The 23157-nt window shown below is 67.4% G+C and carries 14 protein-coding genes and 1 pseudogene; 8 read left to right on the forward strand and 7 right to left on the reverse strand.

Translation table 11 applies throughout. The features are described from left to right. Window positions 1-99: 99 nt before the first annotated feature. From RSO01_RS38640 to RSO01_RS38660, 5 genes are all read right to left on the reverse strand, one after another. Window positions 100-354 (reverse strand): RNA-binding S4 domain-containing protein, encoded by a 255-nt coding sequence (locus RSO01_RS38640; protein ID WP_147155925.1) that lies wholly within the window; start codon window positions 352-354, stop codon window positions 100-102. Between the two features lie 14 nt (window positions 355-368). Further along, window positions 369-3671: a helicase-related protein gene (locus tag RSO01_RS38645; protein ID WP_147155926.1), complete on the reverse strand. Its 3303-nt coding sequence runs from the start codon at window positions 3669-3671 to the stop codon at window positions 369-371. A 181-nt stretch (window positions 3672-3852) separates the two neighbouring features. Further along, window positions 3853-5625 carry an MBL fold metallo-hydrolase gene (locus RSO01_RS38650; protein ID WP_147155927.1) on the reverse strand — a complete coding sequence of 591 codons (1773 nt, stop codon included), beginning with the start codon at window positions 5623-5625 and terminating at the stop codon, window positions 3853-3855. Between the two features lie 13 nt (window positions 5626-5638). Beyond that, window positions 5639-9193, reverse strand: coding sequence for a S8 family serine peptidase (locus RSO01_RS38655; RefSeq protein ID WP_147155928.1), 3555 nt, complete (start codon window positions 9191-9193; stop codon window positions 5639-5641). Window positions 9194-9320: 127 nt separating this feature from the next. Then, the gene (locus RSO01_RS38660) at window positions 9321-10091 is read right to left on the reverse strand and encodes a DUF1223 domain-containing protein (protein ID WP_170303690.1); all 771 of its coding nucleotides are present in this window, start codon (window positions 10089-10091) and stop codon (window positions 9321-9323) included. Between the two features lie 229 nt (window positions 10092-10320). Between RSO01_RS38660 and RSO01_RS38665 the strand changes: the two genes are divergently transcribed. From RSO01_RS38665 to RSO01_RS38685, 6 genes are all read left to right on the forward strand, one after another. Then, complete coding sequence (locus tag RSO01_RS38665; protein ID WP_147155930.1) at window positions 10321-11064, forward strand: metal ABC transporter ATP-binding protein; 744 nt, start codon at window positions 10321-10323, stop codon at window positions 11062-11064. Between the two features lie 139 nt (window positions 11065-11203). Continuing rightward, window positions 11204-12076: a metal ABC transporter permease gene (locus RSO01_RS38670; protein ID WP_174825984.1), complete on the forward strand. Its 873-nt coding sequence runs from the start codon at window positions 11204-11206 to the stop codon at window positions 12074-12076. A gap of 9 nt (window positions 12077-12085) precedes the next feature. Beyond that, window positions 12086-13066: an alpha/beta fold hydrolase gene (locus RSO01_RS38675; protein ID WP_147155932.1), complete on the forward strand. Its 981-nt coding sequence runs from the start codon at window positions 12086-12088 to the stop codon at window positions 13064-13066. Between the two features lie 25 nt (window positions 13067-13091). Next, window positions 13092-13214, forward strand: a complete 123-nt coding sequence (locus RSO01_RS49615; protein ID WP_281291598.1) for a hypothetical protein — start codon at window positions 13092-13094, stop codon at window positions 13212-13214. Window position 13215: 1 nt separating this feature from the next. Next, window positions 13216-13752, forward strand: coding sequence for a hypothetical protein (locus RSO01_RS38680; RefSeq protein WP_147155933.1), 537 nt, complete (start codon window positions 13216-13218; stop codon window positions 13750-13752). After that, a complete protein-coding gene (locus RSO01_RS38685; protein ID WP_147155934.1) occupies window positions 13749-14327 on the forward strand; it encodes a hypothetical protein in 579 nt (192 codons plus the stop codon). The genes RSO01_RS38680 and RSO01_RS38685 overlap by 4 nt, the downstream gene beginning before the upstream one ends. Here the strand turns inward: RSO01_RS38685 and msrB are convergent. Then, window positions 14305-14714: pseudogene (gene msrB / locus RSO01_RS38690) on the reverse strand (peptide-methionine (R)-S-oxide reductase MsrB). The gene RSO01_RS38685 and the pseudogene msrB overlap by 23 nt on opposite strands. Window positions 14715-14813: 99 nt before the next feature. Further along, on the reverse strand, window positions 14814-19616 hold the full coding sequence (locus RSO01_RS38695; RefSeq protein WP_147155935.1) for an NAD-glutamate dehydrogenase: 4803 nt from the start codon (window positions 19614-19616) through the stop codon (window positions 14814-14816). 455 nt (window positions 19617-20071) lie between these two features. Between RSO01_RS38695 and RSO01_RS38700 the strand changes: the two genes are divergently transcribed. Continuing rightward, on the forward strand, window positions 20072-21943 hold the full coding sequence (locus tag RSO01_RS38700; RefSeq protein ID WP_147155936.1) for a ribonucleoside-diphosphate reductase subunit alpha: 1872 nt from the start codon (window positions 20072-20074) through the stop codon (window positions 21941-21943). An 87-nt stretch (window positions 21944-22030) separates the two neighbouring features. Then, entirely contained in the window at window positions 22031-22993 is a 963-nt protein-coding gene (locus RSO01_RS38705; RefSeq protein ID WP_147155937.1) for a ribonucleotide-diphosphate reductase subunit beta, read from the forward strand. The last annotated feature ends 164 nt before the right edge of the window (window positions 22994-23157 follow it).

A 23157-nucleotide genomic window follows, 5' to 3' on the forward strand; every position in this document is an offset into this window, starting at 1 on the left:
GGTCACGACATAGGTCATCAACAGACTCCTAGGCGGCGGCGTGCTTAACGCGATGAACCGGATGGCGCAAGGTGTCGAATCATCTTCGAGCTGCGCAAATCAGTCGCCGTCAATTTCGTCATACAACGCGCGTGCTTCGGGAGCAGGGCCGCGGCGCTCACCCAGGGCCACGATCCGCACCACGCGCACGCGCGGCCCCAGTGCGAAGGTCAGCACCATGCCGGGCGCCACGGTGGCGTGCGGCTTGTCGACGACGCGGCCGTCGATGCGGCAGCGCGACTTCTCGATGAAGCGCGTGGCCAGGCTGCGCGACTTGAAGAAGCGCGCATGCCACAGCCACCTGTCGAGCCGCATCGCGCCTCGGGCTCTTACTTCTTCCCGCCGAGCTTCAACTCGAGCAGCTTGGCGAACGGCGAATCAGCCGCCGCGTCGCCCTTCTTCTCGGTGGTGGCGTAGAGCCTGAGCGCCGGCCCGCCGCTATCGCGGCGCGGTGGCCGGGGGCCCCGGCGATCCTCGCGCGGCGGTCCATCGCCCGGCGGACGGCGATCGTCGCGTCGTTCCTTGTTGGGCGGGCCGCCGGGAGGGCCATCGCGCCGGCGCTCGTCCTTGGTGCGCTCCTGGCTGCGATCGGGGCGCGGCGAATCGGCGAAGAACTGGCGCTCGTTGGGCCGCTCAGGCCGTTCGCGGCGGCGCTGATCGCGCTGCTGCCTCTGCTGGAGGCGCTGGCGCTCGCGCTGCTCCTCGCGCTCGCGCACGAAGCGCGGCTTGACCGAGAAGGCATAGAGCGGTCCGTGCTCCTCCGACGGCGGATGCACGCGGTAGCCGAGACCGCGCAGCACGTTGGCCATCTCGGGTTCGGAGCAGCCGACCAGAGACATCATCTGCGGCGTGGCCCGGAACCAGCCCGGCGGTAGCGGGCGCGGGCCCGTCTTCCTGGCCTCGTCCGCAGCCGGTGCCGGCGCTTCGGCCGCGGGTTCGTCCGCCGTGGTTTCGACCGAGGCCTCTTCGGCCGCCGCCTCTTCGACCGTCGTCTCTTCGACCTTCGCTTCCTCGATCGCGGGGGCCTCGGCCGCGGTTTCTTCGGCGGCGGCGGCCACTTCGGCGGCCGGCGCGTCGGCAACCGTTTCTATGGCCGGCGCATCGGCGACGGTTTCTTCAGCAGGCGCGGGCTCGCTCACGGCCTCGACCGGCGCGGCGACGGCCTCTTCGGGTGCGGCCTCGGCCGCCGGTTCGGCCGGCGTCGGCTCGGTCTCGCCAAAGGCGGCGGCAACGATGGCCCATTCGCTGATCTCGTCAGCCGATGCGGTCCCCGCCGCCACCTTCTCCGCCACAACAGGCGCGGCTTCGGGCTTCTTAGGCTGCTGCTGCTGTTGCTGTGTCCGTCGTGCCGCCTCGCGGCTTTCGCGCACGGCATGGCGCGCCATCGCCGCCAAGCGCTCGACCATGTCGGCGCGGATGGCGTGGTCGCCCAGCGGCAGATAGCCGATGGTGGCGTAGAACTCGCGCTCCGCGCCTTGCGGCAGATCCATCGAGGTGCGGCCCTCGGCCGGCAGCGGCGGGATGGTCTCGCGGTTGTTTGCGATCATCCAGAGGCCGGCCCGCAGCCGGATCGGCACCGGCTTCAGCATGCTCGGGAAATAGAGCGAGTAGACGCCCACGCGGACGCCGAGCCGCGCCAGGGCCTTGCGGTCCTCTTCGTTGAGCTGGGCGAGCTGGTCTTCGATCGGCCGCCGCGCCAGCACGCCCAGGCCCTCGCAAAGCTGGAAGATGATGCCGCGTGCGCCGGCCGGCAGCTCGGTCGTGGCGCGGGCGTCCATCAACTCGCTGAGACCCAGGCGAATGCGCGTCTCGACCCAGGTAGCGGCGCGCTTGCGCACTTCCTCGCGCGCCGGCCCGTCGAGAAGGTCGGACGGCAGCGCTTCGACCTTGGGCGCCAGGACGTCGCCGCTCGGCAGCAGGCGCGCGATCGGGCCGCCGCCCCAGCAGACGCGCAACTGCGAATCGAATACCAGCTCGCCGTCGGGCGAGTTGGTGAAAGCCTGCAGGCGCGCGGGCAGATCCTGGCGCAGCGCACGCAATGCGGCGCTCAGCACAGCCTTCTGATCGGCATGTCCCTCTGTCGCATCCGGCACAAAGCGGAATCCTTCGATGCGGCCGAGATGCTCTCCTTCGACCGACACCTCGCCCGCCGCGGCGACCGACGACGTCATTTCACCCTCATCGCGCAATCTTCGTACAAGCAAGGCCGCCCGTCTATCGACAAACCTTTGCGTCAGACGCTGGTGCAATACGTCAGAAAGCTTGTCTTCGATAGAGCGCGTTCGCTCCTGCCAATGGACGGAACGCTGAATCCAGTCCGGACGATGCGAAATATAAGTCCATGTCCGGACATGGGCGATTCGGGCCATCAAAGTGTCGATGTCACCGTCGTAATGTTCCAGCCGCTTGATGTGGCTCTCGATCCAGTCCTCGGGCAGCCGTTCGCCGCCCTGCGTCAGATGCTCGAAGAGCTGGCCGAGCAGCCGCGTGTGCTCTTCTGTCATCGTCTTGCGGAAATCGGGCACCTGGCAGACTTCCCAAAGCAGCTTTACGCGCTGCGGCGTGCGCAGGCGCGGCAGGAAGTCCGAATGCGTCGACAGGGTCTGCAGGGCGAGCTGGTCGTCCTGTTCGCGAACCCTCTGCAGCGCGGCATGGTGCGGCGGCCGGTTGAGGGAGGCGACCAGGGCGGGCACCGAATGGAAATGCAGGTCGCTGTTGCGCCACTGCACGTCGCGCAGCGGATCGAAGCGGTGGTTCTCGATCGCCTCGACCACCTCGGGCTCGAGCCCGCTGACCTCGGCCGTGGTGCCGAAGGTGCCGTCGTTCATGTGGCGGCCGGCGCGGCCGGCGATCTGCGCCAACTCGACGTTGCGCAGGGGCCTCAGCGTGCGGCCGTCATATTTGCGCAACGAGGCGAACCAGACATGGTTCACGTCCATGTTGAGGCCCATGCCGATGGCGTCGGTCGCCACCAGGTAGTCGACCTCGCCCGACTGGAACATGTCGACCTGGGCATTGCGCGTGCGCGGGCTCAAGGCGCCCATGACGATCGCGGTGCCGCCGCGCTGGCGGCGGATCAGCTCGGCGATGGCGTAGACCTCGCTTGCCGAGAAGCCCACGACCGCCGAGCGCCTGGGCAGGCGCGTCGCTTTCTTCGGCCCGGCATAGGCGAGCTTGGAGAAGCGCGGCCGGGCCACGATGTCGATGTCGGGCAGCAGGCGATTGAGCACCGGGCGGATGGTGTCGGCGCCCAGCAGCATGGTTTCGTGCGTGCCGCGTGCGTGCAGGATCCGGTCGGTGAAGAAATGGCCGCGCTCGGGATCGGCCGCCATCTGCACCTCGTCGACGGCCAGGAACGACACCTGGCGGTCGAGCGGCATGGATTCGACGGTGCAGACGAAATAGCGCGCGCCGGGCGGGGCGATCTTCTCCTCGCCGGTGATCAGCGCGACCTGCGAGGCGCCCTTCACCTTGACGATGCGATCGTAGTTCTCGCGCGCCAGCAGGCGCAGCGGAAAGCCGATCATGCCCGATTCGTGGCCGAGCATGCGTTCGATGGCGAGGTAGGTCTTGCCGGTGTTCGTCGGCCCGAGGACGGCCGTCAGCCGGCCGGCAGCGCTGGTAAGCGACATTGCCCCAACTTTCGCCCGCGGCTGCGGCCGAAGCAAGGCCGCTACAGGGCGCTGCTGGATGGATGCTCTTTAGTCGTGAGGCGGCAGTTTGCCGCCCATTTGCTGCGAATAGTGGCTCTACGCGATCCCGTGCTTGCGTTGATGCGGCCCCGAGGGATGGTCGAACCGCGACGGAAGTTGGTCAGGCGCGGCCATCGGCCTGATCCAGCGCTTCGCGCATCGATGCCAGCAGGTCGCGACCGCTCGGTTGCATGACGCTCAGGTACCTGTCCACCAGCGCTTCGATCTCGCGCAGCTCGGCTTCCTCTTCCGGCTTGATCGTCGCCGCCAGCTTCCTGTCGATGAGGTAGACGCGCCGCTGATTGATGGCGATCCAGTGCGCTTCGAGCTTCTCCTTTTCGGCAGCGCTGAGTGTCGCGGCACCTCCGGTGTGCCCGATCTCGACATCGTAGTAGAGCGGTGTCTCGGTGACGTTGGCCGAGGCGACCTGCTTGCTGCCGAAGGCCTCGTCGGTCCGCACCATGCCGCCGTTGGTCTTCTCCTTCAGCCGGTCGAGCAGGGGTGGCCAGGGCAGCGTGCCCCAGTTCACCTTCTTGGCCATCGCCGAATCGGTCGGCACCAACGCCAGCTCGAGCGACGTCATGAGCTCGAGCCCGAGCGTGTTCAGGGTCGCGTTGTGGCTGGCATGGTGGCCGACCTTGTAGAGGACGGTGCGCTTCAGCAGATCGGGACCCGTGACGGTGCGTCCGGCGAAGTCAAACTTCACCTTCTGCCAGGACAGCCAGTTGCCGACCTGTGCGTCGGCGGCAAACAGCATGACCGGCCCGCCCTCCCGCTTGGGGCCAAGCTCGAAGGCCAGCACCAGGCTGGTGTTGTTGGTGTCCTCATCCAGCTGCATGGCGAGCGTGGTCGCCACGCCCATCCAGTCGGCATCGATGCGTCGCCAGTCCTGGGTGTTGTCGATGCGCTGCTCGAGGTCTTCGTCGGTCGTGTCCGACCAGTAGCGTTCCTTGAAGAACGGCAACGCCTTGGTGCCCACCAGCGGCAGCGAGAAGCGGTCGTCGAACGGCCCGACCGGCTCGTCGCCGAGCGCCGGCTCGACCTGTTCCAGAAGCCCCATGTAGGCGCCGAAGTAGACTTGGCCCTTTTCCTTCTTGCTGGGATCGGACTGTTCGAGCAGCTCCCGATCGCGCGGTGGCCCGAGCACGAAGACGCGAACCTGGTCCTCGATCAGCTCGATCGGCAGGCCGCCGGGTTCCAGGTAGCGCACCGTCTTGGACAGTGCCCGCAGCGCCTGGCCGAAGCCCTTGAGCTTCGGCCCCGATTCGTCGCCGAAGAAGCCGAGCAACGACTGCAGGCGATCCCCCTGCTCGGCGGCGCCCGCCAGGCGCATGCGCGTATGCGCGCCATAGAGTGCCGTGAGCGCCTTGTCCTTCTTGGTCTTCAGGCTCTTGGCAAATGTATCGTCGGTGTTCTCCGTCCAAGCCGTCCAGATCTCACCGGCGCAGTCGGTCCCCAGTTCCTTGTGCAGCTCGGGGAAGCCGGACAAATGGTCCTGGTGCTCGTGCGTGCCGACCACGACGTCGATCTTGCCGCCGGTCACCTTCTTGAGGTCCTGCACGGTCTCCCGGATCCGATCGGAGCCCCCTGTCTGCGACTGGTGCACGCCGCAGTCGATCAGAACCCGCAGATCCGCGGCGCCATCGCGGGGAAAGCTCACCAGGAAGCAATCGCCAACACCGAGACGATACATGCGCACCGTCGCCCGCCGTTTGACGGCGGTCGGGGCGGCCGGGGCAGTTGTTGCGGTCGTTGCAGCCGGTGCGGTCGCACCGGTGTTTGCTGGCTCCGCCTTCTTTGCCGTCTTCGCCGCTGCGTCTGGCCTGGCTGCACCAGTCTTTGCCTTGGCCTTCGCCTTGGCTTTGGTCTGGGCTTTCGCCTTTGCCTTTGCCATCGCCGCCTCCCCGTCAAAGTCCACGATGCATCATCGCGAACGGCTCGCCGCCCTTGGCGTCGTCGAAGTAGCCGGCGCCATGGTCGCCGGCTTCGGCCAGCGCACCACGGAAGCCGAGCTCCTCGTTGGTCCGGATGGTGTTGCCGACGCGCTTTCGGATGACATAGCGGACGTCGCCGCTGTCGAGATCGCAGATGATGGTGCAGCCGCCACGGAAGGACTTGCCGCCGCCGTCGTCGGGTTTCCATCGTTGCGTCATCTCGACGATGATGTCCGACAGGATGTCGCCGTTGGGGGCGACCCGCCACGCCGGCCGCACCGAGCCGATCTCGATGCGGGACACCTTGCCCTTCTTGCCGTCGATCATGACCTGCCGCAGCGGCTGGCCGGGTGCGTTTGCACGCACCAGACCCAATGCGGCGAAGAACGCGTCGGGAGTCTCGGGTTTGTCGAGCACGTCGATGTACAGGCGGGCGGCCGCCTGGTTCCAGTCGCGGAAGACGTCGTCGCGATCGGAATTGCGGCGCCAGCGCACCGACTTGGCGGCCTTGATGGCGGCAAGGGCGTCGGGGGCGACATCGGGGCGCTGCCAGGTGAGCGTATCCACCGAGAGGTTCTGCACCCCTGGCGGAAAGATGCCGCGCTCGCGGAACGACGCGATGAAGGCCACGCGATAGCCGTCGGCATCATCGGGGACGAGCTCGCGGTCGGCGGTGATGAGCGCCCGCAGGTACTCGCCGAACGTCAGGTCGATCGGCGGGCAATAGTCCAGCGCGCGGATGCAGATGCCCAGGATCGAATCGGCAACCGAAGCCGCCTCTTTAGCCAGGCGATTGGCGAGATCGTTGGGGATGTCGCCGGCGGCCAGGACGCCGGTGCCGCCGGTGGCCAGGCGTACCAGGTCGCGCGTCCTGCGCTCGTAGACACGGCGGAAAGCGGCGAACACGGCGGCGACCAGCAGCGCGCCTCGGGCGTGCGGCTCGGTCGTGGTCTTGTACTCGTCGGCCTTGGGCGGCCGGCCGATCGCGCTGCGCAGCGCGCCGTGCGCGCCGATCGCATCGCCGAACTGGACGGCCAGCCCCGCCAGCCTCTCCGACAGGTTCATGTCGCCCCTGGCTTCGCGGATCGCCGCGTTCAGCACCGTGGGGATGGTGAAGTGCTGGAACAGCGCCACGATGTCGGCAAAGGCCTCGTGGAAGGCCAGCATGTCGAGCCCCGACGGCACCTTGTAGCGGGGATGGAGCCCGTCGAGCAGGGCGTGCGTGGTCTCGTGCGCCACGATGTCGTGCGACAGGCAATTGAACACCAGGCCGCCCGGCAGGTTGCCGACACTGGAGCCTGAGGCGCGGAAATAGCCAAACAGCAGCGCGCACTTCTCGGGGCTGTAATAGGCGTTGGCCTCGCGCAAGGCGTGCGGATAGATCCTCAGGCGCCGTACGAACCGCGAGGTGCGCTTGCCGTTCAGCGAGGCGAAGCGCGGCGCCCACAGCGCGACCCGCCCCAGCGCCTGCTCGAAGTGGCCGATGGTCTTCATGGCGACGGCGTAGACCATCTGTTGGTGGAACTGCGGATTGCCCTCGGTCGGTCGGTAGCCGCTTTGCGCCAGCAGGCTGGGATGGTTGAGGTCGACCGGCACATAGGCGCGTCCGCCGGGCGGATCGATATCGACGACCTCGAGATACTCGCCAACCGGGCCTGCCTTGAGGTCATTCTCCCACGGCACGCAGAGTTCGACTTCGTTGAGGTCGAAGTAGTTCATGTCGGTGTTGAGCAATGGATCGCGGGCATAGACCCACAGCCGGCGCACCGGCGGCACCGGCAGCTCGGGCGCTACGGCGCGGTTGCTCGGTGGCGGCATGTCGGTGGGCGGCGCCGCATCGGGATCGGCCTTCGCCGGCGCCTCGACCTTGACCGGGCGCGGCGTCGCCTGCCGCAGCCGCTGCTTCAGGGCCGACGAGATGGTCGGATGGTCGAGCAGCGCCTCGGCAATCCGCTGCGCCTTGATGGTCGCGGCCGGACCGGCGTCGGGTCCGAGCGCGTCGTATTCGTCCAGCAGGCGCTCGACGTCGTGCGATTGCTGGCTGATCTGCAGCGCTTCGAGCTCGAACATGTTCTGCCGCTCCGGCGGCGCCGCCGCGAGGCCAAGGCCGGTGAGCACCCTCAAGATCGGGAAGGAGGCGGAGTCGGCCGGCGTCTTGCGCAGCGCCGCCTGGGCCGGCGGGGCCATGGCGAGCGCCTCATTGGAGCGCAGCACGCCACGGCCGACGCGACCCATCTGACTGGCCGCTGGCGGCGCCGCGTTGTTCAGCAGCGCCTGGCGAGTCGCCTCCACGCGCATCCAGTCCTCGCCGTAGGCCTCGAGCGCCGCCTTGTTCTTCTGGATCCATAGCGCCGCTGCCGCGGCGACCTGCGGCGTCGCGGCAGAGGTGCCGCCGCCGTCCATGTCGACCGTGTTGGGGCAACCGAACTTGGCCCATGGCACGTTGGGCGTATAGGCGCCCATCGACGTCGGATCCTTGGCGGAAGGACCGTAGCACCCGGCCATCTTGCGGATCGGCAGATCGGCGTAGGGCCGGCCGTCAGCCATCACGCCGCAAGCGGCAATGACGCGATTGAAGCGCGCCGGATAGACGATGAAGCGCGTCGGCAGGTTGCCGAAATTGTTGCCGGCAGCGGTGACGACGAAGACGCCCCTTTCATAGAGGGCGTTGACGGCGTCGGCCCACGCCGCCGAGGCGATGCCGCCCATGCTCATGGTCACGACGTGGACCCGCGTATCCTCCGACGCGCACAGCGAATGGACGTAGTCCAAGGCGCGGGCGATGGCGCTGTTCTTGAACAGGACCACCCAGTTGGCGACGCGGATCGGCACGATGTCGAAGTTGCCCGCCGCGCCGAACGATTCGCCGTCGATGTTGTTGCCGGCCAGGATGCTGAGCGTGCCGGTGCCGTGGCCGAACATCGGATTGAGCAGTGCCGTCGGTTGGTCGGTGGCGTCGTTCGGCCGGTCGGCGTCGACGAAGTTGCGGGCAAGAGCGGTGTTGAGGAAGCGCGGTTTGGTGGCGTGGTTGGGGTCGTAGCCGGTGTCGAGATGGGCGATGCGCACGACCCTCCGCGGCGAGGTGCCGGGGTTGGGCGCCGCGACCTGCGAGCTCGCCTCTTCGAGCTGCGAATGGGATTCGTCGACGAACCACAGGTTGGTGTTGCCGACCGCATAGACGTCGCTGTTGGGCGGTGCCGGATCGCAGACAGCGGCGATGCCCATGGCCTGGCGGTTCGGCGTGGTCCACAGCCAGCTCTGCTCGAGATCGGGCTCGGCGATCGCGACGTTGCCGCCCGCCACGCCGAGGCCGTCGGCGAGCAGGGCGTGGCAGGCATCCCACGGGTTGAGCCGCGACTGGGCGGTGGCGAGCTGCCACACGGGAGCGGCGGCCAGCGCCGGTCCGGTCGGCCGGTCGATGCTCGGCATCAGCGGCTGCAGCGCGAACTCGGTGCCCGCGACGGCGAAGCGGCCGCCGGCTGCCTGCCGGTTTGCCTTGATCAGGATGTCCAGAGTCCGCTCGGCCATGGCTGTCCCCCTCCATGCACGCGGATGGAAGCAACCAAGCCTGACGCGGCGCTCCCCTAATCTATCGATCTTGTTACAGGAACGTCCGCCAGTAGGTGGCGAAAATCACATTCAGGTCAGCCGAACGTCAGCCCGAGACCATGGGCTCCAGCTTGTTGCAGCCGATCACCGGCCCATGGTCGGCGCGCTGCACGATCACCGCCGCGCCGAGGCCCGGCTGCAGGCCGGCATCCTCGACCGTCCAGCTCGCGGCCGCGCCGTCCCAACGGCTCAGCACTTCCAGGCGGCGCACGATGTTGAAATTGTCCAGCATGCGGCCCCGGTTCTCGCCGCTGTCGACCGGCGTCGAATGGCGACGATCGTAGATCGCGAGGGCGACGTCGGCGGGCGTGCCGTCGAGCGGGAAAGCCGCCAGCTTGACGGTGAGCGCGCCACTGTGGCTGCGCGACAGCTCCGGTGTGGCGCGCCTGGGCGAGCGGCGCTGCGCTTCGGCCAGCAGGCGCTCGATGCCGGCGCGTTCCCGGCCGGTATCGTGGCCGATGCCGTCGACCACCATCTCGGGCGTGTAGACATAGCGCTGCTTCAGCACGCGCGCATAGGCACGCTGGCGATCGGTGGTGGCGCGCGTCGCGAAGGAGTCCTTCCAGCCGATATAGTCCCAGTAGTCGACATGGAACGACAGCGCGACGATGTCGGGTCGCTTGGCCAGCAGGCCGAGATAGGCGTCGGCCGGCGGGCAGGAGCTGCAGCCTTGCGAGGTGAAGAGCTCGACCGTCCAGGGTCCTTCGGCGGCGCCGGGCGGCTTGGCCGTGGCCATACGTGCGGTCGTGACCGCAACGCCCGCCGCCGCGGCGCCGATCAGCAGGGACCGCCGCCCAGGACGCGAAAGTGTAACCATCATGAGAAGATGCGCGCGCCAGGCCCGTCCTGCCAATCAACAAACGGTTAGCCGAGCCGTGAGGTCAGCTCGCACTCGCTGGACTCTCTTAGGGTAATATTATAACAATTCCCATCATGCATGAGCCTGTCTCGCCCGGCACCGCGCTGCTCGCCATGAGTGCGCCCGTTCGCATTGCGGCAGCACTTGGCGTGTCGGCCCTGTTGTGGCTTGCCGCCTGGTGGGCGCTATGAGTGCGGCGCTCCGTCTGGTGAACCTCACCGTGAGCTACGACCGCCATCCGGCGGTGCATCACGTGTCGGCGGAAATTCCGGCCGCCGAGATGACGGCCATCGTCGGTCCCAACGGCGCCGGCAAGAGCACGCTCCTGAAGGCCCTGCTCGGCCTGGCGCCGCATATCGAGGGCCGCATCGAATCGACGGTCAAGCGCATCGCCTACCTGCCGCAGCAGGCGGAGATCGACCGCTCCTTCCCGATCTCGGTGTTCGACACCGTGCTGCTCGGCCGCTGGTCGCGCTTCGGCGGCTTCGGCGCCGCCAAGCATGTCGACATCCACGACGCGCAGCATGCCATCGAGGCGGTCGGACTGTCGGGCTTCGAGCGCCGGCCGATCGACACGCTGTCGGTCGGCCAGTTCCAGCGCGTGCTGTTCGCCCGCCTGCTGCTGCAGGACGCGGATCTCGTGTTGTTGGACGAGCCGTTCGCCGCCATCGATTCCAAGACCGTCAACGACCTCATGGCCGTGATCCAGCGCTGGCGCGCCGAGCAGCGGACGGTCGTCGCCGTGCTCCACGATCTCGACCACGTCCGGCGCGACTTCCCCAACACGCTGTTGATGGCGCGCGAGCTGGTCGATGCCGGCCCGACCGCCAGGGTCCTGTCGTCCGAGAACCTGCTGCGCGCCCGTGCCATGGCCGAAGCCTGGGACGAGCACGCTGGCGCCTGCGACGTGCCGATGAAGTTGACGGCGTGACGACGGCCGGCGTGAAAGAAAAGGCCGTCATCCCGAGCGAAGCGAAGCGAAGCCGAGGGACCTCCTCTTCCTCTTCGTCGACGCATGAGCAGGTCCCTCCGCTCCGCGCTTCGCGCTCCGGTCGGGATGACGGGTGGGAGTGATGCTCTACGACCTCCTCATCGCGCCGTTCGCCGATTTCGGCTTCATGCGCCGCGCCCTGGTGGCGAGCTTGGCGCTGTCCGTCGGTGGTTCGGCGATCGGCGTGTTCCTGATCCTGCGGCGCATGAGCTTGATGGGCGACGCGCTCGCCCATTCGTTGTTGCCCGGCGCGGCGCTCGGCTTCCTGCTGGGCGGCCTGTCGCTGCCGGCCATGAGCCTCGGCGGCTTCCTGGCGGGCGTCGCCACCGCGCTGGTGTCGGGCGTGATCGCCCGCTTCTCGAGCATGCGCGAGGATGCAAGCTTCGCCGCGGCCTATCTGACGGCCATGGCGCTCGGCGTGCTGATCGTGTCGTTGCGCGGCTCGGCGGTCGACCTGATGAACATCCTGTTCGGCGCCATCCTCGCCGTCGACGAGGCCGCGCTGGTGCTCGTGGTCTCGACCGCGACGCTGACGCTGGTCGGTCTCGCCGCGATCTACCGGCCGCTGGTCGTCGAGTGTTTCAACCCGGGCTTCCTTGCCGCGATGGGCATCAGGGGCTCGGTCTACCACTACCTGTTCCTGTCATTGGCCGTGCTGAACATGGTGGCGGGCTTCCAGGCGCTGGGAACGCTGATGGCGCTCGGGCTGATCCTGCTGCCCGCCGTTGCCTCCTCGTTCTGGGCCCGTGAAGTGTGGTCGATGACCCTGGTCGCGGCACCGATGGCCTTTGCCTCCGCCCTCATCGGCCTGCTGGTGTCGTTCCATGTCGGCCTGCCGTCGGGCCCGGTGATCGTGCTGTTCGCCAGCCTGTTCTTCCTGGGCTCGCTGCTGCTCGGCTCGCGCGCCTCGGTGCGCGCACGGCTCTCGCATCCGGTGCATCTGCGCGGTTAAAGTACCGCAATGACAGACACTCCCTCGCCCGTCCCGGGCGTCACGCTCAAGACGACCAAAGCCAACAACATCGACATGCGCTACGCCGAGATCGGCAGCGGCCCGCTGGTGCTGTTCTGTCACGGCTGGCCGGAGAGCTGGTACTCGTGGCGCCACCAGCTCACGGCGGTGGCCGCCGCAGGCTTCCGCTGCGTCGCGCCCGACATGCGCGGCTACGGCGGCACCGAGGCGCCCGAGCCGATCGACCAGTACACGCTCTTTCACCTGGTCGGCGACATGGCCGAGCTGGTGAAGGCGCTGGGTGAGACGAAGGCGATCATCGTCGGCCACGACTGGGGTGCACCCGTCGCCTGGCACGCTGCACTGTGGCGGCCCGACCTCTTTCCGGCCGTCTGCGCCATGAGCGTGCCTTGGTCGCCGCCGGGCTATGTCGACATCCTGAGTGCGCTGGAGAAGCTCGGCATCAACAACTTCTACCTGCAGTACTTCCAGAAGCCCGGCGTGCCGGAGGCCGAGCTGCAGAAGGACATCCGCGGCGCGCTGCGACGCCTGTACTTCACCGCAGCCGGCGAGATGACCGACAAGGAAAAGGGCTTCGGCGTCCTGACCGGCGGTTCGCTGCTCGCCAACACCGTCGATCCGCCGACCCTGCCGGCGTGGCTGAGCGAGGCCGACCTCGACTACTACACGGGCGAATTCTCGCGCACCGGTTTCCGCGGCGGCCTGAACTGGTACCGCAACCTGCGCCGCAACTGGGAGCTCGGCGGGCCGTGGCGCGGCCAGCCGATCCGCCAGCCGTCGCTGTTCATCGCCGGCAGCCGCGACGGCGTGCTGCGCTTCCCGGCGGCCAAGAGCCAGCTCGATGCCTATCCCAAGACGCTTCCCGGCCTGCGCGGCAGCCATATCCTCGAGGGCGCCGGCCATTGGGTGCAGCAGGAGCGGGCAAGCGAGGTCAGCAAACTGTTGATCGACTTCGCCAAAGGGCTGTGATCCACTGAAGGCCTTGGAGGCGCCGATGACCCGTCTTCTCAGCCTGGCTCTCGCCGTTCTGCTCGCCGTTGCCGCGCCGGCCTGGGCGCAATGCGACGATGCCCCGCCGCCTCCGCCCCCGCCGCAGGGCGACCAGCCCACGACCTGACATGCCGCTGTCGTCCCGCCGCCTGCTGTTGGCGGCGCTTCCTCTCGCTTGCCTCGGCGCCTGCGCACCGCCCGCCTCCTATTCGGCGATGGTCGCCGGCGTGCCACCGGGCCTTGGGCCTGCGCCGGTTTATCGCAATGCCATCACCGTCGGCTCGGTCACGCTTGGCCGCGATGTCGGCACGCCGTGGACGTCGGCGGTCGGTCCCGATCAGGTGCAGCAGGCACTGGTGCAGACGTTGGCCAATGCCGGCCTGGGCCAGCCGGCCAACGGTCGCTTCCGCCTCGACGGCCTGTTGCTGACGCTCAGCCGTCCCTATGCCGGCTTCGCCATGACAGTGACGGCGGCGATCGCCTGGCGCCTGACCGATACCACCAAAGGCACCGTGGTCTACGACCGGACGCTGCAGGGGCTGGGCACGGCGACCCTCGACGACGCCATCGACAACAACAATCGCCTGCGCATCGCCGACCAGCGCGCGATCGGCGCCAACCTGCAGCAGCTGGTACAGGACCTCTACGCACTGCCACCACGTTGAACGTGGTCCTGGCCGACATTCTTCGTCCATTGAGCGTCCTGGCGACGGCCGCGTTGCTGTCGCTTGCCGGCTGCGCCAGCCAACCCGACTATCTCTTCATCGTTCCCAACGTGAAGGATATTGCCACTTCGCAAGATCCGGCACCGGCCTATCGCAATGCCATCACGGCGGCTCCCGTCAGTGGCGGCAAGGACGTGTCGATCCTCTCGATTCCGTACATCAGCAACGCGGACTTTCAGGAGTCGCTGGTGCGCACCCTGGCCAACGCAAAACTGGCGAGCACGGGCAATGGACGATTCCGGCTCGACGCGACGCTGCAGCTCGACCAGCCGTTCCTCGCCATCAACACGACCGTGACCGCCAAAATTGCCTACCGCCTCACGGAAGTCGCAACAGGCTCTCTTGTCTACGAGCGGCTTCTGGCGACGGAGGGCACCGTGACATACTTCGAGGTGCCGGCGGGGCCCGAACGCATGCGATATGCCAACTGGCGGGCCGTGCGTGCCAACCTTCGGCTGCTCGTCGGCGACCTTTACGCTCTGCCCGAGCCGCCTACTTCTTCTCCTCGAACTTGAGCGCCACGCCGTTCATGCAATAGCGCTGGCCGGTGGGCTTGGGGCCATCCGGGAAGACATGGCCGAGATGGCCGCCGCATTTGGCGCAGTGGACCTCGGTGCGGGTCATGAAATGGCTGCTGTCGGTCGAGGTGCGACCGCGCCCTGCATCGGCGCCCAGAAGGACGGCCAGCCCGAGCCGCTTTCGTACTTGGTACTCGATTCGAACAGGGGCTCGCCGCAGCCGGCGCAGCGGAAGGTGCCGGCGCGCTTCTCGTTGTTCAACGGGCTGGTGAAAGGCCGCTCGGTGCCATGATCGCGCAGCACGTGATGCTGCAGCGGGTCGAGCTCCTTCTTCCACTCGGCGTCGCTCTTCTTCACGGAATAGTCGTCGTCTCTCTGGGTCATGGCGTCTCCACTTGGCTTGCTGTCATCCCGAGCGAAGCGAGGGACCTTTGATCGGCATCGCCAAAGGTCCCTCGCTGCGCTCGGGATGACAACACCTCGTCACACCAGCGTGCGCAGCTCGGCGGTCGCGACCGAGAGCATGGCGAGATCGAGTATGCCGGCGCCCGCCAGATCCTCCTTCAGCAGGCGCTCGACGCGGTCGAGGGCCAGTTTGCGCGGCTCACTCCAGCGCACGATCGCGGCATCGGCGTCATCGGCGGCAGGTCCGCCCGCCGCGCTCAGCGCCGAGGCGAGAAGATCGGCATGCAGGCCGATGAGCTCGTCCTGCACCGCCAGTGCCGCCTGGGCCGGCCACTGGCCCTCGCGCGGCAGCTTCTGGGCCGCGATCGCCAGCCGTGCCAGCGACAGCCGCTCGCCCAGCCGAAAATAGAGCTTGGCCGCGGCCTCGATGCTGACGCCGTTGGCGCGCGCCGCCAGCATGAGATCGCCCGCCGCCGCCAAGGTCTCGAGCGCGGCCGCGCGGCGCGCCACGCCGGTCGGCGCGCCCATCGCCTCGAAGGCGGCCGCTCGTTCGGCCAGAGCCGCGCTCTCGGCCTCGCCTATGAGGTCGGCCGGCAGGTCGCCCAGCGCCGCCACCGAGGCGGCGAGCTCGGTGGTCGAGGCCATGGCGTCGATCGGCTGCGGCAGGCGGCGCAGCGCCCACTGCACGGTGCGCGTCAGGAAGCGCTGCGAGGCCACCAGCATGCGGATCTGCGCCTCGGCCTTCAGCGCGGGATCGAGGGCTTCGATGTCGCCCCACAGGTCGCGCAGCTTCCAGGCGTCGCGCACGACGGCGAAGGCGCGGGCGATGGCGGCCGCCGGCGCGCCGGTGCGGCCGGCCATGTTGCGCACGAAGGTCGGCCCGCAGCGATTGACCAGCGAGTTCACGACCTGCAGCGCGGTGATCTCGCGGCGCAGGCGATGAGCACGGATCGATGGCTCGTGCTTTTCCTGCAGCGCCGCCGGGAAATAGCGTAGAAGCTCGCCCTCGAGCAGCGGATCGTCGGGCAGGTCGGAGTCGAGGATCTCGTCGTTGAGGTCGATCTTGGCGTAGGACAGGAGCGTGCACAGCTCGGGCCGCGTCAGGTACTGCCGGTTCTGGCCGCGCGTGCGCATGGCGGCCGAATCGGGCAGGAACTCGACGGCGCGGTCGAGCCGGCCGTTGCGCTCCAGCGCACGCATGAAACGTTCCAGCCGGTCATGCTCCTCGCCCGCCTGCTCCTCGGCGACGCTGATCGCCTGGCTCTGCTGGTAGTTGTGGCGCAGCACCAGGCTCGCCACCTCGTCGGTCATGGAGAACAGCAACGCGTCGCGCTCTTCGCGTTTCAACGCGTCGCGCTGGATCGCTTCCCCAGTGACGATCTTGATGTTGACCTCGTGGTCGGACGTGTCGACGCCGGCCGAGTTGTCGAGCGCGTCGGTGTTGATCTTGCGGCCGGCCCGCGCCGCCTCGATGCGGCCGCGCTGGGTGAAGCCGAGATTGGCGCCCTCGCCGACCACGCGGGCGCGCACCTGGTCGCCATTGATGCGCAGCGGATCGCTGGCGCGGTCGCCGGCGTCGGCGTGGCTTTCGCTCGAGGCCTTCACATAGGTGCCGATGCCGCCGAAATAGAGCAGGTCGACCGGCGCCACCAGGATCGCCCGCATCAGGTCGACCGGCGTCATGGTCGGCGCTTCGATGCCCAGCACGGCGCGCGCCTCGGCCGACAAGGCGATCGACTTGGCGGCGCGGTCGTAGATGCCGCCGCCGGCCGACAGCAGCGACTTGTCGTAGTCCATCCACGACGAGCGCGGCAGGTCGAACAGCCGCTTGCGCTCGTCCCAGCTCGTCGCCGGATTGGGCGCGGGATCGATGAAGATGTGGCGATGGTCGAAGGCTGCGACCAGCTTGATGTGCTTGGACAGCAACATGCCGTTGCCGAACACGTCGCCCGACATGTCGCCGACGCCGACCACGGTGAACGGCGTCGTCTGGATGTCCTGCCCAAGCTCGCGGAAGTGGCGCTTCACCGATTTCCAGGCGCCGCGGGCGGTGATGCCCATCTTCTTGTGGTCGTAGCCGGCCGAGCCGCCCGAGGCGAAGGCGTCGTCGAGCCAGAAGCCGTATTCCTGGGCCAGCGCATTGGCGATGTCGGAGAAGGTGGCCGTGCCCTTGTCGGCCGCGACCACGAGATAGGGATCGTCGGGATCGTGGCGCACCACGTCGGCCGGCGGCTTGATGCCCTGGGCGGCGTAGTTGTCGGTGAGGTCCAGAAGGCCGCGGATCAGCGTCTGGTAGCAGGCGATGCCCTCGGCCTGGACCTGCTCGCGCGTGCCGCCAATCGGCGGGCGCTTGACGTAGAAGCCGCCTTTGGAGCCGACCGGCACGATCACGGCGTTCTTCACCATCTGGGTCTTCATCAGCCCCAGGATCTCGGTGCGGAAGTCCTCGCGCCGGTCGGACCAGCGGATGCCGCCGCGCGCCACGCGCCCGCCGCGCAGATGGATGCCTTCCATGCGCGGGCTGTAGACGAAGATCTCGACCAGCGGGCGCGGCGCCGGCAGCTCGTCGATGGCGCGGCTGTCGATCTTGATGGAGATCCAGTCCTTGCCGGCCTGCCAGTAGTTGGTGCGCAAGGTGCAGCGCACGGCGTTGAGGAAACGCCGCAGGATGCGGTCCTCGTCGAGTGTCGCCACGCCTTCCAGCGCGCCGGTGATCCCGGCTTCGAGCTCGTCGAGCTTCTGCTTGCGCTCGTCGGAGGCTGCGTCGCCCCGCGCCGGGTCGAAGCGCGCCAGGAAGAGATCGATCACCAGCCGCGCAATCGCGGGATACGACGACAGCACGCGCTCCATGTAGTCCTGGCTGAAGGCGATGCCGGCCTGCCGCAGATACTTGGCATAGGTGCGCAAGATCGCGACCTCGCGCCAGGCGAGCCCCGCCCCCAGCACCAGCCGGTTCAGTCCGTCGCTTTCGAGCGCCTGCGCCCACACCTTGTCGAGCGCCTCGGCAAAGCGCGGGCCCGCCGCGGCGAGATCGACCGGCGACTTGTCGGCGGTCTCGACGCTCAGCACCTGCAGCGCCACCGCCTCGTTGCCCGACTTCAGCAGGAACGGCGCTTCGCTCAGCACGCGCAGGCCGAGGTTTTCCGCCAGCGGCAGGATGTCGGACAGTGCCAGCGGCGCCTTGGGATGGAACAGCCGGAGCGTGAAGCGGTGCATCAGCTGGTCGGGCGCGCGGTCGAGCCGTACGCCGAACGGCCGGCCGGCAAGGGCGGCCTGCACCAGCTCGAGGTCGGCCACGGCCTGGCCGGCATCGAAGCTGTCGCGATAGACGGCGGGGAACCAGTCGCGCCAGCGGCGGGCGGCGGCGCGGCCGTCGACCTCACCCAGCTTTTCCTGCAGGGCGGTGCGGAAGCGATCGCTCCACGAGGTCGCGGCTTCGGCGAGCGCGCGCTCGAGCTCGGCGAGATCGGGTGAGGGTGTGTCGTTGGAATCGAGCTTCAGCGTATAGAGCACCTGGGCCAAGGCTGAATCGCTGCTGACCGAGACGTCGGCCGATTGCACCTTGCCGTGCCAGGCCTGCTCGAGAAGGGTGGCGAACTGTTCGCTGAGTGTCGCATCGAAGCGCTCGCGCGGCGCGAACACCAGGCAGGTGGCGAAGCGGCCGACCGCGTCGCGGCGGGCGAACAGCGCCACGCGCCGCCGTTCCTGCAATTGCAGGATGCCGAGCACGTGGTCGTAGAGCGTGTCCTCGTCGATCTGGAACAGCTCGTCGCGCGGATAGGCTTCCAGGATGGCTAAAAGCGCCTTGCCGTCGTGGCTGTGGATGTCGAGCCCGGAGCGGCGCAGGATCGTGTCGACGCGGCCGCGCAGCAGCGGCACGTCGTGCACCATGGCGTGGTAGGCAGCCGACGTGAACAGCCCGACCAGGCGGCGTTCGCCGGTGATGCGGCCGTCGCTGTCGTAGGTCTTCACGATCACGCAATCCATCGGCCCGCTGCGATGGACCAGCGACTGGCGGTCGGTCTTGACGATCAGGATGTTGCTGGGCCCGCGTGCAAAGCGCGACATCGCCTCGCCGCCGCCGAGGCCTGCCTCGAACAGCCGTACCTCGTCGCGGCGCAGGATGCCGAGCGGCGAGCCCGCAACGATATCGTAGCGCAGGCCGCCGGGCTGCGTCGCGTCCTCGACGTAGCGATAGCGGCGATGACCCAGGAAGGTGAAGTGGTTGGCCTCCAGCCAACGCAGGAACTCGTCGTACTCGGGGAGGTTGGTCGAGCGGCTGGGGCCGAGATCGGCGATGGCGTCGAGGCAGGCGCGCCGTATCGCCCGCCAGTCTTCGACCGCCATCCGCACCTCGGCCAGCACGCGGGTGAGGGCGGCGGCAAGCTCGTCGAGCAGGGCGGGATCGGCCTGGCGGTCGATCTCGATGTGCATCATCGACTCCGACTTGGCCCGCTCGCCGGCTTCGAGGGCGAAGCCTAGAAGGTCGCCGTCGAGATCGCGCCGTACCGCCAGCACGGGATGAGCCAGCAGATGGGCGTTGATCTCGCGGCGATTGAATTCGTTGGCGATCGAATCGACCAGGAACGGCATGTCGTCGTTGACGATCTGCACGATGGTGTGGCGGCTCTCGAAGCCGTGGTCGGCCGTGGTGTTGAACACCCGCACCTTGGCCACGCCCGGCAACCGGCGGCGCGCGAAGGCGAGCAGAGAGACCGCGGCGCCGGCGCGCTGGTCGGCCGATGCACCGGCGAGATCCTTGTCGGCGACACGGGCGTACAGGCGGCGGGCGAAGTGGGCCGCCTCCTCGCCGCCGCTCGCCAAGGCAGCGGCGCAGATGGCATCGAGCCCGTAGACACGCGGGGCCAGTACGGTGGCCATTTGAGCGCCCTCCCGGTCGGCGTTGTTCAGGGAGGGATGTTACGTCCGACCATGACAATCTGACGACGGAGATCGGCGTGGCCGAAAGTGCCCACCACATCTTGTGTTTTGGGGGGTGCTCGGACGCAGGATAGCCGATTCGCTGCGGTTTCTGTTCCCGGCCCTAGGAATCCGCGGGAAAGCGCGTTTTGTTCTCCTTCAATGCTGCGACTGCGAAGATCCGCGGACAGTCAAAATCTCAAATTTTGAAAGGACATTTTTAGGTGATATTTCAATGATTTAGGTGCCCATTCTTCAGATTCACAGGCGGGGTAAAAATTTGGCAATGACACGGCTTTCGTGGGGCGTATCATCAAGGAATAGGGGCTCACCCAGTAGCCCTCCCAATATCTAGGTGTCCTTCCACAGTCTGTTCCATCCACAGCTGTGGACAAAAGCAAGAATGGGGGCCGCAAGTGTTTGATGTCGTTCAAGTTCGCAGTGGTGCGCGGGTTGTTATCGATCCCTCTCGGGACAGCCGGCTTACCGTCTTCGGCAAAGCCACCCTCTCGGATCGTTACCTGCTGCCCAACGAGAGCTATCAGGAGATGTTCGCGCGCGTCGCCTCGGCCTATGCCGATGACGATGGCCATGCCCAGAGGCTGTACGACTACATCAGCAATCTGTGGTTCATGCCGGCGACGCCGGTGCTGAGCAACGGCGGCACCAGCCGCGGCTTGCCGATCTCTTGCTTCCTGAACGAGGCCAACGATTCGCTCGAAGGCATCGTCGGCCTGTGGAACGAGAACGTGTGGCTGGCCGCGCGTGGCGGCGGCATCGGCTCGTACTGGGGCAATCTCCGCTCGATCGGCGAGAAGGTCGGCATGAACGGCAAGACCTCCGGTGTCGTGCCCTTCATCCGCGTGATGGATTCGCTGACGCTCGCCATCAGCCAGGGCTCGCTGCGCCGCGGCTCGGCGGCGGTCTACCTGCCGGTCAACCATCCCGAGATCGAGGAGTTCATCGAGATCCGCCGGCCGACCGGCGGCGATCCCAACCGCAAGGCGCTGAACCTGCACCATGGCCTGCTGATCTCCGACGCCTTCATGCGCGCCGTCGAGAACGACGAGGAATGGGCGCTGGTCAGCCCCAAGGACGGCGCCGTGCAGCGCAAGGTCTCGGCCCGCCACCTCTGGATCCGCATCCTGACGGCGCGCATCGAGACCGGCGAGCCGTACCTGGTGTTCGTCGATCATGTGAACAACGCGCGCCCCGAGCATCACAAGATGGCCGGCCTCGAGGTCAAGACCTCGAACTTGTGCAGCGAGATCACGCTGCCGACCGGCATCGATCATCACGGCAAGCAGCGCACCGCCGTGTGCTGCCTCTCGTCGCTGAACCTCGAGACCTATCTCGAGTGGCACGAGCATCCGACCTTCATCGAGGACGTGATGCGCTTCCTCGACAACGTCCTGCAGGGCTTCATCGACAACGCCGGCTCGGACTTCGCCCGCGCGACCTACGCCGCCATGCGCGAGCGTTCGGTCGGCCTCGGCGTCATGGGCTTCCACTCCTTCCTGCAGGCCAACAACATCCCGCTCGAATCGGTGATGGCCAAGGTGTGGAACAAGAAGATGTTCAAGCATATCCGCGGCCAGTGTGACGAGGCGTCGAAGTCGCTCGCCAAGGAGCGCGGCGCCTGCCCGGATGCCGCCGACTTCGGCGTCGAGGAGCGCTTCTCCAACAAGCTAGCGATCGCGCCCACCGCCTCGATCTCGATCATCTGCGGCGGCGCCTCGCCCGGCATCGAGCCGTCGGCGGCCAACGTCTACAACCACAAGACCCTGTCGGGCTCGTTCGTGGTGCGCAACCCGTACCTCGAGAAGATGCTCGAGCAGAAGGGCAAGAACGACGAGGACACCTGGACCTCGATCACCGTCAGCCAGGGCTCGGTGCAGCATCTCGACTGCCTCGACGACCATGAGAAGGCGGTGTTCAAGACGGCGTTCGAGATCGACCAGCGCTGGCTGGTCGAGCACGGCGCCGACCGCGCCCCCTTCATCTGCCAGAGCCAGTCGCTCAACCTCTTCCTGCCGGCCGACGTGCACAAGCGCGACCTGCACCAGATCCACATGATGGCCTGGAAGCGCGGCGTGAAGAGCCTCTATTACTGCCGTTCGCTCAGCATCCAGCGCGCCGAGACCGTCGCCGGCGAGGCGCTCGCGATGCCGATGGGCGACCATGGGATTTCAGCCCCCAGAGTCGACGCTCCCTCAACGGTGCCGCTCGGTACGCCGGCGGCACCGCAACAATCGACCGACTACGAAGAGTGTCTTAGCTGTCAGTAACCGCAGCCGTCCTCGCCGCGCCGCGGGTCCACACTGCGGCGCGACGGGGTCTCTTTCGTCCAATTCATATTTGATCGCCGGTAAGCCATGTCCCTGCTCGACGCCAAGCCGATCTACAAGCCATTCCATTATCCCTGGGCCTACGACGCCTGGCTGATGCAGCAGCGCATCCACTGGCTCCCCGAGGAAGTGCCGCTGGCCGACGACGTCAAGGACTGGCGCAACAAGCTCACCGACTCGGAGCGCCATCTGCTGACGCAGATCTTCCGCTTCTTCACCCAGGCCGACGTCGAGGTGAACAACTGCTACATGCGGCACTATTCGCGGGTCTTCAAACCCACCGAAGTGCAGATGATGCTGGCCGCCTTCTCGTCGACCGAGACGATCCACGTCGCCGCCTACAGCCATCTGCTCGACACGATCGGCATGCCTGAGACCGAGTACTCGGCCTTCCTTCACGTCAAGGAGATGAAGGACAAGTACGACTACATGCAGGAGTTCAACGTCGAGTCCAAGCCCGCGATCGCCAAGACGCTGGCGGTGTTCGGCGCCTTCACCGAGGGTCTTCAGCTCTTCGCCTCGTTCGCCATGCTGATGAACTTCCCGCGCTTCAACAAGATGAAGGGCATGGGCCAGATCGTGTCGTGGTCGGTGCGCGACGAGACGCTGCACTGCAACTCGATCATCAAGCTGTTCCGCGCCTTCGTGCACGAGAACGCCGAGATCTGGACCGAGGAGCTGCAGCGCGAGATCTACGTCGCCTGCTCGACCATCGTCGACCACGAGGACGCCTTCATCGACCTTGCCTTCGAGCTCGGCGGCATCGAGGGCATGACCGCCGTCGACGTGAAGCGCTACATCCGCTACATCGCCGACCGCCGGCTGACCCAGCTCAGCCTGCAGCCGATCTACCGCAGCGACGCCAAGAACCCGCTGCCGTGGATGGACCAGATGCTGAACGCCATCGAGCACACCAACTTCTTCGAGAACCGCGCGACGGAGTACTCCAAGGCCTCGACGCGCGGGACGTGGGAAGAGGCGTTCGGCTAGGGCTCCTCAACGGCGCCCTTCGCTCCGCCCGGCTGCCATCCCGAGCGCAGCGAGGGACCTTTCCTACGGCCTCAAAGGCCCTCGCTGCGGTAAGCGCGGAGTAACCTCCGCGCCGGGTGACAGACTCACTCTTCAGCGATAGTCGGTACTAGTAGCTCTGCACC

Origin of the sequence: Reyranella soli, assembly GCF_007992495.1 — a bacterium.
Lineage (GTDB): Bacteria > Pseudomonadota > Alphaproteobacteria > Reyranellales > Reyranellaceae > Reyranella > Reyranella soli.

Excerpts from the sequence above, each read along its gene's own strand:
- RSO01_RS38640 (WP_147155925.1), bottom strand. The coding sequence starts at position 354 with ATGCGGCTCGACAGGTGGCTGTGGCATGCGCGCTTCTTCAAGTCGCGC.
- RSO01_RS38645 (WP_147155926.1), bottom strand. The coding sequence starts at position 3,671 with ATGTCGCTTACCAGCGCTGCCGGCCGGCTGACGGCCGTCCTCGGGCCG.
- RSO01_RS38650 (WP_147155927.1), bottom strand. The coding sequence starts at position 5,625 with ATGGCAAAGGCAAAGGCGAAAGCCCAGACCAAAGCCAAGGCGAAGGCC.
- RSO01_RS38655 (WP_147155928.1), bottom strand. The coding sequence starts at position 9,193 with ATGGCCGAGCGGACTCTGGACATCCTGATCAAGGCAAACCGGCAGGCA.
- RSO01_RS38660 (WP_170303690.1), bottom strand. The coding sequence starts at position 10,091 with ATGGTTACACTTTCGCGTCCTGGGCGGCGGTCCCTGCTGATCGGCGCC.
- RSO01_RS38665 (WP_147155930.1), top strand. The coding sequence starts at position 10,321 with ATGAGTGCGGCGCTCCGTCTGGTGAACCTCACCGTGAGCTACGACCGC.
- RSO01_RS38675 (WP_147155932.1), top strand. The coding sequence starts at position 12,086 with ATGACAGACACTCCCTCGCCCGTCCCGGGCGTCACGCTCAAGACGACC.
- RSO01_RS49615 (WP_281291598.1), top strand. The coding sequence starts at position 13,092 with ATGACCCGTCTTCTCAGCCTGGCTCTCGCCGTTCTGCTCGCCGTTGCC.
- RSO01_RS38680 (WP_147155933.1), top strand. The coding sequence starts at position 13,216 with ATGCCGCTGTCGTCCCGCCGCCTGCTGTTGGCGGCGCTTCCTCTCGCT.
- RSO01_RS38695 (WP_147155935.1), bottom strand. The coding sequence starts at position 19,616 with ATGGCCACCGTACTGGCCCCGCGTGTCTACGGGCTCGATGCCATCTGC.
- RSO01_RS38705 (WP_147155937.1), top strand. The coding sequence starts at position 22,031 with ATGTCCCTGCTCGACGCCAAGCCGATCTACAAGCCATTCCATTATCCC.